Origin of the sequence: Microbacterium sp. B35-30, assembly GCF_010634855.1 — a bacterium.
Taxonomy (GTDB): Bacteria; Actinomycetota; Actinomycetes; order Actinomycetales; family Microbacteriaceae; genus Microbacterium.
This window is the reverse complement of sequence record NZ_MWLQ01000044.1, coordinates 1-16938: the sequence shown is the minus strand read 5'-3', so window position 1 is coordinate 16938 and position 16938 is coordinate 1. Positions and strand designations below refer to the sequence as shown.

14 protein-coding genes and 1 pseudogene are annotated in these 16938 nt (G+C 68.9%); 5 read left to right on the top strand and 10 right to left on the bottom strand.

Translation table 11 applies throughout. From position 1 onward, the window contains the following. Nucleotides 1–277 (top strand): annotated as a pseudogene (locus tag B2K11_RS18650) (epimerase); the annotation flags it as partial. Nucleotides 278–505: 228 nt separating this feature from the next. On the opposite strand, the gene B2K11_RS18645 reads toward B2K11_RS18650, so the two are convergent. The 10 genes from B2K11_RS18645 to B2K11_RS18600 all read right to left on the bottom strand — a co-directional run bounded on the left by B2K11_RS18645 (nt 506) and on the right by B2K11_RS18600 (nt 13010). Then, entirely contained in the window at nt 506–1441 is a 936-nt protein-coding gene (locus B2K11_RS18645) for a hypothetical protein (RefSeq protein WP_163620593.1), read from the bottom strand. 416 nt (nt 1442–1857) lie between these two features. Next, nucleotides 1858–2973 carry an adenosine deaminase gene (locus B2K11_RS18640; RefSeq protein WP_163620592.1) on the bottom strand — a complete coding sequence of 372 codons (1116 nt, stop codon included), beginning with the start codon at nt 2971–2973 and terminating at the stop codon, nt 1858–1860. Between the two features lie 93 nt (nt 2974–3066). After that, on the bottom strand, nt 3067–4365 hold the full coding sequence (locus tag B2K11_RS18635) for a thymidine phosphorylase (protein WP_163620591.1): 1299 nt from the start codon (nt 4363–4365) through the stop codon (nt 3067–3069). Next, the gene (locus B2K11_RS18630) at nt 4362–4763 is read right to left on the bottom strand and encodes a cytidine deaminase (protein WP_163620590.1); all 402 of its coding nucleotides are present in this window, start codon (nt 4761–4763) and stop codon (nt 4362–4364) included. The genes B2K11_RS18635 and B2K11_RS18630 overlap by 4 nt, the downstream gene beginning before the upstream one ends. A 167-nt stretch (nt 4764–4930) precedes the next feature. Further along, nucleotides 4931–6211, bottom strand: a complete 1281-nt coding sequence (locus B2K11_RS18625; protein ID WP_163620589.1) for an ABC transporter permease — start codon at nt 6209–6211, stop codon at nt 4931–4933. Continuing rightward, complete coding sequence (locus B2K11_RS18620) at nt 6208–7638, bottom strand: ABC transporter permease (RefSeq protein WP_239526256.1); 1431 nt, start codon at nt 7636–7638, stop codon at nt 6208–6210. The genes B2K11_RS18625 and B2K11_RS18620 overlap by 4 nt, the downstream gene beginning before the upstream one ends. Continuing rightward, complete coding sequence (locus B2K11_RS18615) at nt 7635–9152, bottom strand: ABC transporter ATP-binding protein (protein ID WP_163620588.1); 1518 nt, start codon at nt 9150–9152, stop codon at nt 7635–7637. Before B2K11_RS18615 ends, B2K11_RS18620 begins: the two co-directional genes overlap by 4 nt. Nucleotides 9153–9245: 93 nt before the next feature. Then, on the bottom strand, nt 9246–10394 hold the full coding sequence (locus tag B2K11_RS18610) for a BMP family ABC transporter substrate-binding protein (protein ID WP_163620587.1): 1149 nt from the start codon (nt 10392–10394) through the stop codon (nt 9246–9248). A 261-nt stretch (nt 10395–10655) separates the two neighbouring features. Next, nucleotides 10656–11771: a mannose-1-phosphate guanylyltransferase gene (locus B2K11_RS18605; protein WP_163620586.1), complete on the bottom strand. Its 1116-nt coding sequence runs from the start codon at nt 11769–11771 to the stop codon at nt 10656–10658. A 75-nt stretch (nt 11772–11846) separates the two neighbouring features. Next, entirely contained in the window at nt 11847–13010 is a 1164-nt protein-coding gene (locus B2K11_RS18600; RefSeq protein ID WP_163620585.1) for an endo-1,4-beta-xylanase, read from the bottom strand. Nucleotides 13011–13333: 323 nt separating this feature from the next. On the opposite strand from B2K11_RS18600, the gene sdhC reads away from it, so the two are divergent. From sdhC to B2K11_RS18580, 4 genes are read left to right on the top strand one after another with little or no spacing between them, the layout of a single operon-like run. Continuing rightward, on the top strand, nt 13334–13765 hold the full coding sequence (gene sdhC, locus B2K11_RS18595; protein WP_163620584.1) for a succinate dehydrogenase, cytochrome b556 subunit: 432 nt from the start codon (nt 13334–13336) through the stop codon (nt 13763–13765). Next, nucleotides 13765–14214 (top strand): succinate dehydrogenase hydrophobic membrane anchor subunit, encoded by a 450-nt coding sequence (locus tag B2K11_RS18590; protein WP_163620583.1) that lies wholly within the window; start codon nt 13765–13767, stop codon nt 14212–14214. The genes sdhC and B2K11_RS18590 overlap by 1 nt, the downstream gene beginning before the upstream one ends. Nucleotides 14215–14260: 46 nt before the next feature. Next, on the top strand, nt 14261–16102 hold the full coding sequence (gene sdhA, locus B2K11_RS18585) for a succinate dehydrogenase flavoprotein subunit (protein ID WP_163620582.1): 1842 nt from the start codon (nt 14261–14263) through the stop codon (nt 16100–16102). After that, nucleotides 16102–16902, top strand: a complete 801-nt coding sequence (locus tag B2K11_RS18580; protein WP_204260189.1) for a succinate dehydrogenase iron-sulfur subunit — start codon at nt 16102–16104, stop codon at nt 16900–16902. Before sdhA ends, B2K11_RS18580 begins: the two co-directional genes overlap by 1 nt. Nucleotides 16903–16938 lie beyond the last annotated feature (36 nt).

Below are 16938 nucleotides of genomic sequence, written 5' to 3'. Positions count from 1 at the left end.
CGTCGCCGGCGACGGCCGGGTGACCGTGCCCGAGATCGCCCGACGCCTCGGCAAACCGGTCGTCACCGTGCCTGCCGGGCTTCTCGGATTCGCGCTGCGGGTCGGACGGATGCTGCGCCTGACGGTCCACGGTCCCGAGCAGGTGGGCTTCCTCCGCTACCGCCCGGTGCTCGCGAACGACGCACTCAAGCGCGACTTCGGCTACACGCCCGCGAGGACCTCGGCCGAGGCATTCGAGGCCTACCTCGACACCCACCCCGGCGTCGCTCGCCGCTGACCCGGGACCCGCTGAGCCTCCGTCGCCCCAGCTTCCGCTAGCGGGGCACCGCCGCGGTCCGGACATCGCTGGCCACCAGCACCCCGGAACCCGCGATGTCCGGACCGCAAACCCGCCGCTGACCACCACCGCCGCCGCGGTCCAGGAAACGCCGGCCAACAGCACCCCGGGACCTGCGATGTCCGGACCGCGGTTGGGGAGAGCGAAAGACGGGGCGGCTGGCGTGATTCACGGACGCCAACCTGCACGGAGGAGCGCGTTGCGCACCATGTCGACGGCCGCGGTCGGGTCAGGCTCGAGGTGGTGCTTCAGGATCCTCACAAGGCGCCATCCGGTCTCATCGATCTCACGCCAGCGGTCGGCGTCACGGGCGAACTGATGTACGTCTGCGGCATGCTGGCGGCCGTCGTACTCGACACCGACTCGAAACTCCGGGTACGCCTGGTCGAGCCGCGCGACGAACCGCCCGTCGTCGGCGTAGAGATTGAACCCGAGCTCGGGCTCGGGGAGTCCCGCACCGACGATCTGCAGACGCAGATCGGTCTCGTACGGTGACTCCGATCCCTCTCGCACCAGGTCGAGAAGCAGTTCGAGTCGAGGCTTGCGGCGCGAGCAGGCCTCCGCACGGAGCTCGTCAATCGTTGCGAGCCTCCGACGCCGCGCCACAAGATGATCGGCCGCGATGATCAGCTCGACATCGGTCAGATGGGCGGATGCTTGCACCCACGCCCGCGCTGGATCCTCGACGCGAAGGCCACCGACCTCCCGGTACGCGGGCGCTCTGACTGCAAGACGGTGCGAGATCACCCCCGTCGTCCGCGCGGGATTTCGCGGGCGGATGCTCGACACGTGGATCATCCTGTCCCAGGCGGCCGGCGTCGGGGATCCGCGCAGGATCAGGGCGGTGCCATGGCTGAAGAAGTCCCCCTCCCCCATTCGGGTGGCGAACGCGCGGCAGTTGCGTTTGAACAGGCGCAGCGCGACCTCCCGCGACGAGAGTCCGTCGGATGCCGCGCGCTCCGCGTGAGCGTACTTCGGCTCACGCACTCCGTAGAAGGGTCGCTCGAACCCCGGACCGTCCAGTTCGGCGCGACTGAATCCGGCGCAGAGGCCGTCCGAGACTCTGAACGGGGCTGTACCGAACGAAGAGGCGTGTCGCACCATTCCCCGAGTCCATCGTGTCAGGACTCCGGGGGCCCGCCCGTGTTCGCGATCGGTGGATGACTCCGCATCTGCGGCAACGAAACGGGGGTGTGGAGGAGCGTCGGTCCGCGCGCGTTCACGCCCCCTCCGGTCCAGGAATCGCCTGCCGCCAGCACCCCGAAACCGGCGATGTCCGGACCGCACCAGAGAACCGGACCACAACCACCCCTCCGGTCCAGGAATCGCCGGCCACCAGCACCCCGAAACCGGCGATGTCCGGACCGCACCAGTTGGCGGGGGCTCGGAACGCGGAGCTGCCTGACGCCGGCGGCGAGGACGAGCGGATCACACACCGCCATCCACACCGCACCGGGCGCACCGGAGGAAGAGCGGATGCCTCGAACCGAGGCATCCGTCCGGAACCGGCCGCCGCGCGGCTAGGCCTCGAAGCCCTCGGCGATGAGGTCGATGAGCTCCTCGCGCTCCTCCACGGGGAGGAAGGCGCCGGCCGCGGCGTTGAGCTGGAAGGTCTCGAGGTCGTCGAGGCCGTACTCGAAGGTCTCGGCGAGCAGCGCCAGCTCGCGCGTCAGCGACGTGCGGCTCATCGTGCGGTTGTCGACGTTCACGGTCACCGAGAAGCCGAGCTGGTACAGCAGGTCGAAGGGGTGGTCCTCCATCGTGGTGCCCCAGCGCTCGATCGCCCCCGTCTGCAGGTTCGACGACGGCGACAGCTCCAGCGGGATCTCACGGTCGCGCACCCAGCGGGCGAGATCGCCGAACTGCACCAGCACCTCCTCGCCCGCGCGCGACACCACCTCGAGGTCTTCGGCGAGGCGCACGCCGTGACCGAGACGCAGCGCGCGGCCGTCGATGAGCGCCGAGCGGATCGACTCGAGCCCGGCCGCCTCACCCGCGTGCACGGTCGCGGGGAAGAACTCGGACGCCAGGTAGTCGAAGGCGTCGCGGTGGTTCGAGGCCGGGAAGCCGTCCTCGGGCCCGGCGATGTCGAAGCCGACCGCCCCACGGTTGCGCCACTCGACGGCGAGCCGGGCGATCTCGAGCGATCGGTCGGTGTGGCGCATCGCGGTGATGAGCTGCCCGACGCGGATGTCGTGCCCGCGACGCTCCGCGGCATCCTCGCCCTCCTCGATGCCCTGCTGGACCGCGGCGACGACCTCGTCGAGCGACAGCCCGCGGGCCAGGTGCTGCTCGGGCGCCCATCGCACCTCGCCGTAGATCACGCCGTCGGCGGCCAGATCCTCGACGAACTCGCGCGCGACGCGCGTGAGACCCTCGCGGGTCTGCATCACGCCGGTCGTGAGGTCGAAGGTCTTCAGGTACTCGACGAGCGAACCCGAGTCGCTCTTCTCTGCGAACCAGTCCGCCAGATCGTCCGGCTCGGACTCCGGCACGTCGAGCCCGATCGCGTCCGCCAACTCGATGATCGTCGCCGGCCGCACACCGCCGTCGAGGTGATCGTGGAGCGACACCTTGGGAAGGCTGCGGAGCGACACGCCATCGAGAATGGCGTCGCCGTGCTGGTCGATGGGCATGGATTTCTCCTCGTTTGCGATCGCGAGTGGGGATGTGGGACGGATGCCGCGACCCGGCGCCGCACCGGATCCCCGGCGCGGGACTGACCCAGCCTAGGCGGTGATGCGTTCCAGGACGAGAGGCGCGGCAGCCGGCGCCTCGGCGCCGATCCGCCACGCGCCCTCGACGGCTTCGAGGGCACGCTCGAAGCGCGAGTCATCCTCGCCGAGCAGGGTGAACAGCGGCTGTCCGACCGCGACCTCGTCGCCCGGCTTGACGTGGAGATCGATGCCGGCAGCGTGCAGCACCGGGTCCTGCGCACGCGCGCGGCCGGCACCCAGACGCCATGCGGCGATGCCGAACGGCAGCGCCTCCATGCCGGTGACGTATCCCGCCTGAGTCGACGTGACCGTGTGGGTCTCGTTCGGGGCCGGGAGGGCGGCATCCGGGTCGCCGTCCTGGGCGCGGATCATGGCGCGCCAGGCGTCCATCGCACGGCCGTCCTGCAGTGCCGCCTCGACGTCCGCGTCGGGCTGCCCGGCGAGCGCGAGCATCTCGCGCGCGAGCGCGATCGTCAGTTCCACCACGTCGGCGGGGCCGCCGCCGGCGAGCACCTCGACAGACTCGCGCACCTCGTTGGCATTGCCGATGGCGAGACCGAGAGGCGTGTTCATGTCGGTCAGGAGCGCGGTCGTCGCCACGCCCGAGTCCGTGCCGAGCGCCACCATGGTGCGCGCCAGCTCGCGCGCCTTGTCGACGTCGCGCATGAACGCGCCGGAGCCGAACTTCACGTCGAGGACGAGCGAGTCGGTGCCCTCGGCGATCTTCTTCGACATGATGCTCGACGCGATCAGCGGGATGGCCTCGACGGTGCCGGTGACATCGCGCAGCGCGTAGAGCTTCTTGTCGGCGGGCGCGAGCCCCGAGCCGGCGGCGCAGATGACCGCGCCGACGTCGCGCAGCTGCGCGAACATCTCGTCGTTCGACAGCGCCGCGCGCCACCCGGGGATAGACTCGAGCTTGTCGAGCGTGCCGCCGGTGTGACCGAGCCCGCGGCCCGAGAGCTGCGGCACTGCGACGCCGAACGAGGCGACCAGCGGGGCCAGCGGCAGCGTGATCTTGTCGCCGACGCCGCCCGTGGAATGCTTGTCGACCGTCGGCTTGCCGAGCCCGGAGAAGCTCATCCGCTCCCCCGACGCGATCATCGCGTCGGTCATGACGCGGATCTCGTCGCGTGCCATGCCGTTGAGCAGCACCGCCATCGCGAACGCCGCCATCTGGGAGTCCGCGACGTAGCCGCGGGTATACGCGTCCACCATCCAGCGCAGCGCGCTCTCGGACACCGCGCCGCCGTCACGCTTCGCACGGATGACGTCGACCGCGTCGAACGGCTCCACCGCGGCATCCGTCATCGCGCCGCCTCCTCGAGGTCGCGGGGCCCGAACGCGTCGGGGAGCACTTCGTCGATCGTGCGGATGCCCGACACGGTCTCGAGCAGCATGCCCGGGATCGCGAACTCGTTGAGCAGCTGCCGGCAGCGGCCGCACGGCATGATCGTGTCGCCGTGGCCGTTGACGCACACGAAGGCCACGAGGCCTCCCCCGCCCGACATCTGCAGTTCGCTGACCAGACCGCATTCGGCGCAGAGCCCCACGCCGTACGACGCGTTCTCGACGTTGCAGCCCGTGACGATGCGGCCGTCGGTCACGAGCGCGGCCGCTCCCACCTTGTAGCGCGAGTAGGGCGCGTAGGCGCGCTGCATGGCGTCGGTCGCGGCGGCGCGCAGCTCGTCCCAGTCGATATCGGTCACTTCAGGGCTCCGTTCACGGTGAGGGAAAGCGTCACAGGGGTCCGCCGCCGTTCCGTCGTGCCCGTCGGAGCATCCGCCCGACCGGCCCGGTATCCGGAGGGTCGGCGGCGGTGGGTGCGGATGCCGCGGCGCGGCATCCGTCCCTCGTCAGGGTCGCGGCGGACACTTCAGCCTTTTATGTAGGGCTTGCCGGCCGCCGCGGGACCGCGGATCTGACCTGCGAAACCGGCGACGGCGAGGATCGTGACGATGTACGGGAGCATCGCCATGAACTCCACCGGAATGGGCGTCTCGAGCACGGACAGGAGGTTGCGCAGGTTCGTGGTGAAGCCGAACAGGAGGGCGGCGAACGTCGCGCGGATCGGGTCCCACCGGCCGAAGATGACGGCGGCGAGAGCGATGAAGCCGAGACCGGCGGTCATGTCCTTCGTGAACTGCGGCACCGAGACGAGCGTGAAGTACGCCCCGCCGATGCCGGCGATCGCGCCGGCGAGGGAGACGTTCCAGAAGCGGGTGGGGTTGACCCGGATGCCGACGGTGTCCGCGGCCTGCGGGTGCTCGCCGACCGCGCGCAGCCGCAGCCCCCAACGCGTGCGGTAGAGACCCCACGCGACGAGGGCGACGGTGACGTACATCAGGTAGCCGATGAAGGTCTGGTTGAACAGCACCGGGCCCAGGATCGGGATGTCACCGAGCAGCGGGATCTTCCAGCGCTCGAACACGACGGCGCTGTTGAGTGCCTGCTCGTTGGGGACCAGCAGCGCGCCGTAGAGGAAGCCGGTGAGGCCTGCGACGAGCACGTTGAGCACGACGCCGACGATCACCTGGTCGACGAGGTACTTGATCGAGAACGCGGCCAGCACGAAGGCGACCAGCACGCCGCCGATCATCGCGCCGACGAGACCGACGAACGGGTTGCGCGTGATGCTCGACAGCAGGGCGGCGACGAACGCGCCGAACAGGAACTGGCCCTCGATCGCGACGTTGACGACGCCCGCGCGCTCGCCGATGACCCCGCCGAGCGCCCCGAAGATGAGCGGGATCGACAGCGACACGGCACCGAAGAGCAGACCGGTCACCGGGACGAGTCCGTCGGCGGCGGCCCACACGAGGAACGCGAAGATGCCGAGGAGGCCGTACACGATCGGAAGCCACGCACCCGGTCGGCGGTACGAGTACGCGGCCCACAGTGCGTACAGGGTCAGGAGGAGCAGGACGACCCAGACCGCCCAGCTCGTGACCGCCGTGGGCACCGACACGGTCGGCAGGTCGAGCACGGATCGGGCGTCGCCCAGCCGGAAGCGGCTCTCACCCGTGCGCGGAGCGAGCAGGAACAGCAGCCCGAGCAGCGCCGTCACGATCGAGAGGGAGATCGCGAGCTTGAAGTGGCGGATCTTCACCGGCGCCGCGATGGAGGCGGCGGGCGTGGTCACGAGGTTCGTGCTCATGATGCCGACACCGCCTTCTCGTTCTTCTCCGTCGCGGGTCGGGGCGGCTCGGAGGGAGGGCTCGGGCGCTTGGCCGCCTTGGCGCGGGCCTTGGCCGCCTTCTCGGCGTCCGTCTTGGGGAGGAAGAAGATCGTGCGCACGAGCGGCGGTGCCGCGATGAACAGCACGATCAGCGACTGCACGACGAGCACGATGTCGACCGGGATGCCCTGCGACGCCTGCATCGTGAAGCTGCCCGCTTTGAGAGCCCCGAACAGGATGCCGGCGGCGAAGGTCCCCCATGCCCGGCTGCGGCCGAGGAGCGCAACGGTGATCGCGTCGAAGCCGATGCCGGCATCGATGTGCGAGTCGAAGCCGGTCACGACTGAGCCCTGGATCTGGTTCATAGCGGCGAGGCCCGACAGGCCGCCGGCGAACAGCATCGCGTAGATGTACATGCGCGACACCGAGATTCCGGCTGCTCGCGCGGCGTGCGGGTTCTCGCCGACGGCACGGAGGCGGAAGCCGAGGCTGGAACGCTCGATGAGCCACCAGACGAACACGGTCGCCGCGATCACGATCACGAAGCCCCAGTCCAGCAGGGGGAACCGGGGTCCGAGCAGCTCGGGGAACCGCGCGCTCGCTGGTGTCGGATCCGAGATCGGCTGGTTGCCGCTGCCCTGCTGCAGCAGACCCGGCGTGCGCACGAGCCACATCACGAAGTACAGCGCGACGTAGTTGAGCATGATCGTCAGGATCACCTCGTGAGCGCCGGTGCGCGCCTTGAGGAGCCCCACAATGCCGCCCCAGACGGCACCGCCCGCGATGCCGGCGGCGAGCGTGAGCGGCAGCTGGATGAACATCGGCAGGTCGAGCTGGAAGGTCACCAGCGCCGCCGTCGCCGCGGCGATCAGCATCTGACCGCGACCGCCGATGTTGAACAGGCCGACGCGGAACGCGAGCGCGACGCCGAGGCCAGCCGCGATCAGCGGTGCCGCGAAGCCCAGCGTGTTGGTGAGCGGGCGGATCTGCGTGGCGAAGTCGTTGGCGCGCGCGTTGAAGATCGAGCCACGGAAGAGCGCCTCGTAGCCGCCGTACACGGAGTTCCAGATCGCGACGAAGGTGTCGCCGGGCCGCGCGAAGAAGTAGACGGATGCCTCACGCACATCCTCGTCCGTGAACGCCATCAGGATGCCGCCGACGATCATCGCGGCCACGATCGCGAGGATGGTCGTCACGGCGCTCCCGCGCAGCAGCTCCTTGATGAAGACGTTCTGGCGCGGAGGCGGCGGCACCTCGCCGTCAACCGCCCCCGGGGCCTGGGGCGTGGGTGCAGGCAGTCCGGGTGATCCGGTGAGCGGACCCGAGACGGAGGGCAGCTGCTCCGGCGGCAGCCCGCGGGTCGGCTCGGAGGCTCCGGGAGCCTGTGCCGAGGACTCGTCGTTCACGCGGCCGCTCCACTCTCGGGCGTCTCGCCCGCCATCATGAGGCCCAGGACGTCTCTCGGGGTGTCGCTGGGAACGATGCCGACGATCCCGCCACGGTACATGACCGCGATGCGGTCGGCGAGTGCCACGACCTCGTCGAGCTCGGTGGACACGACGAGCACCGGAACGCCGGCATCCCGTGTCTCTACGATGCGATGGTGGATGAACTCGATCGAGCCGACGTCGACGCCGCGGGTCGGCTGTGACGCGACCAGGAGCTTCAGGTCGCGGCTCATCTCGCGGGCGATGACGACCTTCTGCTGGTTGCCGCCCGACAGCGTGCCGGCGGGCACATCGGGGCCCTGGGTGCGGATGTCGTACTCGGTGATCCGTGCCTTCGCGAAGTCGTCGAGCTGCCCCCGGCGAATGGTGCCGCCGCGGTTGAAGTCGGGGTCGCCGGAGCGGTCGAGGATGAGATTCTCGGCGACGGTGAACGTGCCGACCAGGCCGTCCTCGGTGCGGTCCTCCGGCACGAACCCGACGCCTTCGTCGAGGATGGCCCGGATGCTCTTGCCGACGAGTTCGACGCCGTCGAGCGAGACGGAGCCGCTGACACGGTCCCCGAGTCCGACGATCGCCTCGATAAGCTCGGTCTGGCCGTTGCCCTGGACGCCCGCGACGGCGAGCACCTCACCGGGGCGGACCGTGAAGTTCACGTTGTCGACGACGACGGCGCCTTCGGCGGTGATGACGCGGAGACCGTCCACCTCGAGGCCCCCGGCACCGATCTTGGGCGGGCCCTTGTGGACGGTCAGCTCGACCGAGCGACCCACCATGAGCGACGCCAGCTCGGCGTTGGACGCGGTGGGCGCTGCCTCTCCGACCACCTTTCCGAGGCGGATGACGGTGATGCGGTCGGCGACAGCACGTACCTCGCGCAGCTTGTGGGTGATGAAGACGATGGAGGTGCCCTCGTCGCGCAGCTGGCTCATGATCGCCATGAGCTCGTCGGTCTCCTGCGGCGTGAGCACCGCGGTCGGCTCGTCGAACACGAGCACCTTCGCATCGCGCGCGAGCGCCTTGATGATCTCCACGCGCTGCTGCACGCCGACGGGGAGATCGCCGACGAGCGCATCGGGGTCGACCTCGAACCCGAAGCGGGCGGCGACGTCGCGCACGTGCTGGCGCGCGGCGGCGAGATCCAGCGCGCCGAGGGCCTTCGTGCTCTCGTGGCCGAGCATCACGTTCTCGGCGACGGTGAAGACGGGGATGAGCATGAAGTGCTGGTGCACCATGCCGATGCCGGCGGCCATGGCGTCGCCAGGGCCGCGGAAGTGCTGGATCGCGTCGTCCAGCAGGATTTCGCCGTCGTCCGCCTGGTACAGGCCGTAGAGCACGTTCATCAGGGTCGATTTGCCAGCGCCGTTCTCCCCCAGGAGAGCGTGGATCTCACCAGGCCGGACCACCAGGTCGATGTGGTCGTTGGCGACGAGAGACCCGAACCGCTTCGTGATTCCACGGAGCTCGAGCTTCATACTGTGCACCTTAGCGATTGAGGGAGCAGGCCAGGAAGGACCGCGGCCGGGCGGATATGGCATCCACCCGGCCGCGGCATGTCCGTGCTCGGATTACGGCGAGCTGGGCGAGGTCACCTCGAGCTCACCCGAGATGATCTGCTCCTTCAGAGCGTCGAGCTCGTCGAGCAGGCCCTCCGGCAGCTGCGACTCGAACGTGCCGAAGCCCGAGAGGCCGACACCCTCGTTCTCGAGCGTGCCGACGTACGGTGCGACGTCGAACTCGTCGGCGGCCGCGCTGGTCGTCGCGTCGTAGACCGCGGTGTCGATGCGCTTCATGATCGAGACCAGCACCAGATCGGCGACCGACGTGTCGGCCACGGCGAGGTCGGAGTCGACGCCCAGCATCACGGCGCCGTTGTCGGTGTCGCGGATGGCCTGCGCGGCGCTCTGGTAGATCGGGCCGCCGACGGGCAGGAGCACGTCGACACCCTGGTCGAGCGCGGTCTGCATCGTCTGCTTCGCGACGTCGTTCGCGGCGAAGTCGTTGGTGAACTGGCCCGTCTGGCCTGCGACATCCCAGCCGTAGGTGGCGACCGCGGCACCCTTGTCTTCGTTGTACTTCTCGACGCCGTCCACGAAGCCGTCCATGAAGATGGTCACGGGCGGGATCGGGATGCCGCCGACCGTGCCGACGCTGTTCACGCCCGACTGCGCCGACCATGCCGCCGCGGCATAGCCGCCGAGGTACGCGGCCTGCACGGTGTCGAACATGAGGGGCTTGATGTTGGGCGCGTCGGTCTCGCCGTCGCCCGTGTCCTTGCCGTCGTCGCCGGTCGCGCCGGTGTTGTCGGCCCAGTCGTCGATGATCGCGTACTCGATGTCGGGGTTGGCCAGAGCCGAGGTCACCGTGTCGGCTGACAGCTTGAAGCCGACCGAGACGATGAACGTGCAGCCTTCCGAGACGAGGTTCTCGAGGTTGGGCGCGTAATCGTTCTGCGACGCGGACTCGACTTCGATGACGTCGACGCCCAGTTCGTCAGCGGCCTTCTGCATGCCCTCGAGCGCCGACTGGTTGAACGACTTGTCGTTGAAGCCGCCGTCGTCGGAGACGATGCACGGGGTGAAGCCCTCGACCGCGGGTCCGGCGTCGCCGCCGTCGGTCGGGCTCGTCTCGGGTGCGGAGCCGCAGCCCGCCAGGGCCAGCAGAATGCCCGCGGCGGCTGTGACGCCGACGAGCTTCTTGGTGCGTGAGATGGTCAACTCAGCCTCCACTACGTTCTCCCGCGTCCTTCACGGGGACTGGACAAAGTTACCCACTGTGACGCCGCGGTTGCATGCTTCGCGGCCCCCCGTTCGCGAAAGGTTACAAAGACGCAATCTGCGGTGCGATGAGAAGTCGATGAGGAATACGGATGCCGGCATCCGCCCCCCGGCCGCGCGGCCCGGCTGCGCTCAGGGCGAGGCGATGCGCGCAGCGGCGCAGGGGCCGTCCGCTCCCGGCGCCGACGGGGTGGCGCGAGGTCAGAGCACCTCGCCGCGCCCGCTCAGCTTGAGCGCATCGACGACGCCCTTCACCCGCTGGGCGTGTTCGCTGGTGGTCACGAGGAGCGCATCCTCGGTGTCGACCACGACGATGTCTCGCACGCCGATCAGGCTGATGACGCGCCGCGTCTGGCTGACCACGATGCCGCTGGCGGCATCCGACAGGATGCGGGCGTTCTCGCCGAGGATCGCCAGATCGTTCTTGCGGCCGTGCGAGTTGAGCTTGGCGAGACTCGCGAAGTCGCCCACGTCGTCCCAGTCGAAGTGCCCGGGGATGACGGCGAGGCGACCCTTCGCGGCCGCGGGCTCGGCGACGGAGTAGTCGATCGCGATCTTCTTGAGCGTCGGCCACACCTGGTCCACGACCGGCCCGCGCTCCTCGCGGTCGTCCCACGCCCCGGCGAGCTCCATGAGCCCGGCGTGGAGCTCCGGCTCGTTCTCGGCGATCTCGGCGAGCAGCACGTCGGCGCGGGAGATGAACATGCCCGCGTTCCACAGGTAGTTGCGGTCGGCGAAGTACTCCTTCGCGGTCTCGAGATCCGGCTTCTCCACGAAGTTCTGGACGAGGGCCGCCTCGGGCGCTCCGTCGACGGACAGCGCATCGCCCTTCTTGATGTAGCCGAACCCGACGGACGGCTCGGACGGCTGGATGCCGATGGTGCAGATGTACCCCTCTCGCGCGGTGGCGACGGCCTGGTTCACCGCCCACTCGAACAGCTGCGGGACGCGGATGACGTGGTCTGCGGCGAACGAGCCGATGATGACGTCGGGCTCGCGGCGCGAGAGGATCGCGGCGGCCAGGCCGATCGCCGCCGTCGAGTCGCGCGGCTCGGACTCGAGGAAGACGTTCTTGTCGGCGATGCCGGGAAGCTCCCGCTCGACCGCTCCGCGGTGCGCGCGACCGGTGACCACGGCGATGCGGTCGTCACCGGCGAGCGGTGCCAGGCGGTCCCAGGTGTCGCGGAGCAGCGTCTGCCCCGACCCGGTGAGGTCGTGGAGGAACTTCGGCGCGTCGGCACGGGACAGCGGCCACAGCCGGCTGCCGATGCCCCCGGCGGGGATCACGGCGTAGAAGTCGTCGATGGGTCCTGACATGTTGACGAGGCTACTCGTCGATCCTCCATGCGACAGCGGCGGGGCGCATCGCGCCCCGCCGTCGTCGCGCCCGGCTCAGCCGCGCCGCGGGGAGGTGCCCGGTGTGGCGTCGGTCAGCGACTGGAGCATCGCGTCGAAGGCGGGCTTCGGCGTGAAGTCATCCTCGAAGATCGTCGCCCAGCCCTCGCCCGGGAAGACGTCGGGAACCCAGGAGTTCGCGTCCGGGAAGCCCCACACCGTGAAGGACGAGCACGCCGCTACGTTCAGGCACGCCTCGAGCATGGCGTCGTAGCGCTCGGCCTGCACCGCCACCTGCTCGGGCGTCGGGCCCGTCTCACCGGCCTGCACCGGGATGCGCACGTCCGCCTCGGTCACGGCGACCTTCAGCCCGAGTGCCGCGAAGCGCTCGAAGTTCGCCTGGATGGAGGTGTCGAAGCCGTACAGGAGGCTGAGGTGGCCCTGGGCGCCGAAGCCGCCCAACGGAACGCCGTCGGCCAGCATCCGCTGCGCGAGCGCGTAGTAGGCGTCCGTCTTCTCGTTGATGCCCTCCGCGTTGTAGTCGTTGAGGAACAGCACGGCGTCGGGGTCGGCTTCGTGCGCCCAGCGGAAGGCGTCTTCGATGAGCGAGATCGGGTCGTCGGCGCACGCCCGGAGGAACGGATTGGCCTCGGTGCGCAGACGCACGCCGCCGTTGTCCCACGTGTCCTGGAAGATCTCGTTCGCCACGTCCCACTCATAGATCTCGCCCTTGAAGTGACCGACCACGGTGCGGATGTGGTCTTCGAGGACGGCACGTGCCTGGTCGCACGTCCATGTCTGGCTCGCAGCGGTGACCCACGCCGGATTCTGGCTGTGCCAGAGCAGCGTGTGGCCGCGCACCTGCTGGTGGTTCGCCTCGGCGAAGGCGACGAGGGCGTCGGCGGACGAGAAGTCGTACATGTCCGGAGCGGGGTGCACGGCATCCCATTTCATGTCGTTCTCGGGCGTCAGGGACGAGAACTGCGCGCTCAGGACCTGCTGATACTCGGTGGGCGCGGAGCGGTCGTACTCGACGAGGTCGCGCTGGCCCCAGACGGCGCTGCCGATGGCGAGGTCGCGCGGCGCCTGGTTGCGGAGGGCGTCCTTGTCGGAGTTGCTGATTCCGGGCGGGGCGGCACCGGCCGCCGTCGCACCCCACAGGGGCAGCACGAGGGCAGCGGCGGCGGTGGCCACCAGAAGTGATCGGATCGATCGGCGCATGGGAACTCCTGACATCGTTGTCGGTACATACGCACCGCCTCGCGGCACATATGTTCTTGCGTGCAACAAACGCTAGGCGGCGCTCCGAGGGAGGGCAAAAGGTTTCGGAACGTTTTCCACCACGGCCGCCGAAGCCCCCGAAATCTCTCGACGTCGAGAGAAGTTAGGTCGGCCTAATCACCCACGCCCGCGCGACGGGAATAGGATGGTCCCAGCGCCCGCGTGACGCCGACGGCTCGAAGCGCACTGTTCCGGGCCACTTCGGGGGACGTCCTCACAGTCCGAGGCCAGCCCCACCGTGTTTCGATCCAAGGAGGACGGCCGTGTCTGCACCAGCACGCGTCACACCGTCGGTATCCGAGACCACCTCCCGAGTTCCCCGCGGCACCCTGTACCGCGGAAACGAAGGCATGTGGTCGTGGGTGCTGCACCGCATCACCGGCGTCGCGATCTTCTTCTTCCTGCTGGTCCACATCCTCGACACCGCCCTCATCCGCGTCTCCCCCGAGGCGTACGACGCGGTGATCGGCACCTACAAGAACTGGGTGATGGCCCTCGGCGAGGTCGCCCTCGTCGGCGCCATCGCGTACCACGCCTACAACGGGCTGCGCATCATCCTGGTCGACTTCTGGTCGTGGGCCACCCGCCACCAGCGCCAGCTGTGGTGGGGAGTCCTGGGCCTGTGGGTCGTGACGATGCTGGGCTTCGCGCCGCGCCACCTCATGCTCGCGTTCGCTCCGGGAGGAGGCCACTGATGACCGCCATCGCCGACCCCCGCGCCCCGCACGCCCCCGCCCGGCGCAAGGGCCCCAACCTCGAGAAGTGGGGCTGGATCTACATGCGCGCCTCCGGCGTGCTGCTCGTCGTCCTGATCTTCGGCCACCTCTTCGTGAACCTCATGCTCGGCGAGGGCATCCACGGCATCGACTTCGCCTTCGTCGTCGGAAAGTTCGCCTCGCCGTTCTGGCAGTGGTGGGACGTGCTGATGCTGTGGCTCGCACTGATCCACGGCGCCAACGGCATGCGCACGATCGTCAACGACTACGTCACGCACCCGACGACGCGCCGCGTGCTGGTGTGGGCCCTGTGGCTCGCCGCGGGATTCCTCATCGTGCTCGGCACGCTGGTCGTCTTCACCTTCGACCCCTGCCTCGGCTTCGACGCCGAGACCGCGTCCGACCTCATCGTCAGCATCTGCGCCTAGCGTTCGGGCGCGTCCCCCCGAGCATCGACCACCGAAAGCATCCAGCGTGAGCACTGAGACCCCTGCCGGCACCGAGAGCATTGCAAGCTACGTCAAGGATGGCGTCCACTACCACCAGTTCGACATCGTCATCGTGGGCGCCGGCGGCGCCGGCATGCGGGCGGCCATCGAGGCCGGTCCCGGAGCTCGGACGGCGGTCATCTCGAAGCTGTACCCCACCCGCTCGCACACGGGTGCGGCGCAGGGCGGGATGGCGGCGGCGCTGGCCAACGTCGAAGAGGACTCGTGGGAGTGGCACACCTTCGACACCGTCAAGGGCGGCGACTACCTCGTCGACCAGGACGCCGCCGAGATCCTCGCAAGAGAGGCCATCGACGCGGTCATCGACCTCGAGAACATGGGCCTGCCGTTCAACCGCACGCCCGAGGGAAAGATCGACCAGCGCCGCTTCGGCGGCCACACCGCCGATCACGGCAAGACCCCCGTGCGCCGCGCGTGCTACGCCGCCGACCGCACCGGTCACATGATCCTGCAGACGCTGTTCCAGAACTGCGTGAAGCTCGGCATCAACTTCTTCAACGAGTTCTACGTGCTCGACCTCATCACGGTGGGCGAAGGCAAGGACCAGCAGATCGCGGGCGTCGTCGCCTACGAGCTCGCCACCGGTGAGCTGCACGTCTTCCAGTCCAAGGCCGTGATCTTCGCGACCGGGGGCTTCGGCAAGATCTTCAAGACCACCTCCAACGCGCACACCCTCACGGGTGACGGCGTGGGCATCATCTGGCGAAAGGGCCTGCCGCTGGAGGACATGGAGTTCTTCCAGTTCCACCCGACCGGTCTCGCCGGGCTCGGCATCCTTCTCACCGAAGGCGCCCGCGGCGAAGGCGCGATCCTGCGCAACGCCTCGGGCGAGCGCTTCATGGAGCGCTACGCGCCGACCATCAAGGACCTCGCGCCACGTGACATCGTCAGCCGCTGCATGGTCCAGGAGGTCGCCGAAGGGCGCGGCGCCGGCCCGCACCGCGACTACGTGCTGCTGGACTGCACGCACCTGGGGGCCGAGGTGCTCGAGACCAAGCTCCCCGACATCACCGAGTTCGCGCGCACCTACCTCGGCGTCGACCCGGTCGTCGAGCCCGTGCCCGTCATGCCGACCGCGCACTACGCGATGGGCGGCATCCCGACCAACAACGACGCGCAGGTGCTGAGCGACAACACCACCGTCGTGCCGGGCCTGTACGCCGCCGGCGAGTGCGCATGCGTCTCGGTGCACGGCTCGAACCGCCTCGGCACCAACTCGCTGCTCGACATCAACGTGTTCGGCAAGCGCGCCGGGCGCAACGCCGTCGAGTACGTCAAGACCGCCGACTTCGTCGCGCTGCCCGATGACCCGGCCGCCGAGGTGCGCACCCTCATCGAGGGACTGCGCAACAACCAGGGCACCGAGCGCATCGCCGTGCTGCGCAAGACGCTGCAGGACGAGATGGACCGCAAGGCCCAGGTGTTCCGCACCGACGAGTCGCTCAGCGAGGTGCTCGAGGTCATCTCCGAGCTTCGCGAGCGCTTCAAGAACGTGCACGTCGACGACAAGGGCAAGCGGTTCAACACCGATCTGCTCGAGGCCGTCGAGCTCGGGTTCCTCCTCGACATCGCCGAGGTCGTGGTCGTGACCGCGAAGAACCGCAAGGAGAGCCGTGGCGGTCACATGCGCGACGACTACTCCACGCGCGACGACGAGAACTACATGAAGCACACCATGGCGTACCTGTCGGGCGATGCCGCGTCCTCGCATTCGGAGGACCACATCCGCCTCGACTGGAAACCCGTCGTCTTCACGAAGAACGAGGCGGGCGAATTGCGCTACCCACCGTTGGAGAGGAAGTACTGATGTCGACCTCGGTCACCGACGTCATCGAGCGCACCGACGCCGACGCACCCGTCCGCGCGGAGGAGTCCGCGAACGACACCGGCATCCAGTCGTTCCTGGTCACCTTCATCATCCGGCGGTTCAACCCTGAGGTCGACGAAGAGCCGCGCTGGGTCGACTACGACGTCGAGCTGTACTCGACCGACCGCGTGCTGGACGCCCTGCACAAGATCAAATGGGAGGTCGACGGCTCGCTGACGTTCCGCCGATCCTGCGCCCACGGCATCTGCGGGTCCGACGCGATGCGCATCAACGGCCGCAACCGGCTCGCCTGCAAGACCCTCATCAAGGATCTCGACATCTCGCAGCCGATCTACGTCGAGGCGATCAAGGGCCTGCCGCTCGAGAAGGACCTCGTCGTCGACATGGAGCCGTTCTTCGCGTCGTACCGCGAGGTGCAGCCGTTCCTCATCGCGAGCTCGAAGCCCGAGCCCGGCAAGGAGCGCATCCAGTCGATCGTGGACCGCGAGGTCTTCGACGACACCACGAAGTGCATCCTCTGCGCCGCGTGCACGTCGTCGTGCCCGGTGTTCTGGACCGACGGGCAGTACTTCGGGCCCGCCGCGATCGTCAACGCGCACCGCTTCATCTTCGACTCGCGCGACGACGCGGGCGACGTGCGTCTCGACATCCTCAACGACAAGGAGGGCGTGTGGCGCTGCCGCACCACCTTCAACTGCACCGAGGCGTGCCCCCGCGGCATCGAGGTGACCAAGGCGATCGCCGAGGTCAAGCAGGCGGTCCTGCGCGGACGCGCCTAAGCACCTCGACAGCTTTCACAGACGGATGCCGCATCG

What these genes read in the sequence shown, in the direction of transcription:
- B2K11_RS18645 (WP_163620593.1), bottom strand. Translation starts at nt 1,441, where the DNA reads ATGGTGCGACACGCCTCTTCGTTCGGTACAGCCCCGTTCAGAGTCTCG.
- B2K11_RS18640 (WP_163620592.1), bottom strand. Translation starts at nt 2,973, where the DNA reads ATGCCCATCGACCAGCACGGCGACGCCATTCTCGATGGCGTGTCGCTC.
- B2K11_RS18635 (WP_163620591.1), bottom strand. Translation starts at nt 4,365, where the DNA reads ATGACGGATGCCGCGGTGGAGCCGTTCGACGCGGTCGACGTCATCCGT.
- B2K11_RS18625 (WP_163620589.1), bottom strand. Translation starts at nt 6,211, where the DNA reads ATGAGCACGAACCTCGTGACCACGCCCGCCGCCTCCATCGCGGCGCCG.
- B2K11_RS18615 (WP_163620588.1), bottom strand. Translation starts at nt 9,152, where the DNA reads ATGAAGCTCGAGCTCCGTGGAATCACGAAGCGGTTCGGGTCTCTCGTC.
- B2K11_RS18605 (WP_163620586.1), bottom strand. Translation starts at nt 11,771, where the DNA reads ATGTCAGGACCCATCGACGACTTCTACGCCGTGATCCCCGCCGGGGGC.
- B2K11_RS18600 (WP_163620585.1), bottom strand. Translation starts at nt 13,010, where the DNA reads ATGCGCCGATCGATCCGATCACTTCTGGTGGCCACCGCCGCCGCTGCC.
- B2K11_RS18590 (WP_163620583.1), top strand. Translation starts at nt 13,765, where the DNA reads ATGACCGCCATCGCCGACCCCCGCGCCCCGCACGCCCCCGCCCGGCGC.
- B2K11_RS18580 (WP_204260189.1), top strand. Translation starts at nt 16,102, where the DNA reads ATGTCGACCTCGGTCACCGACGTCATCGAGCGCACCGACGCCGACGCA.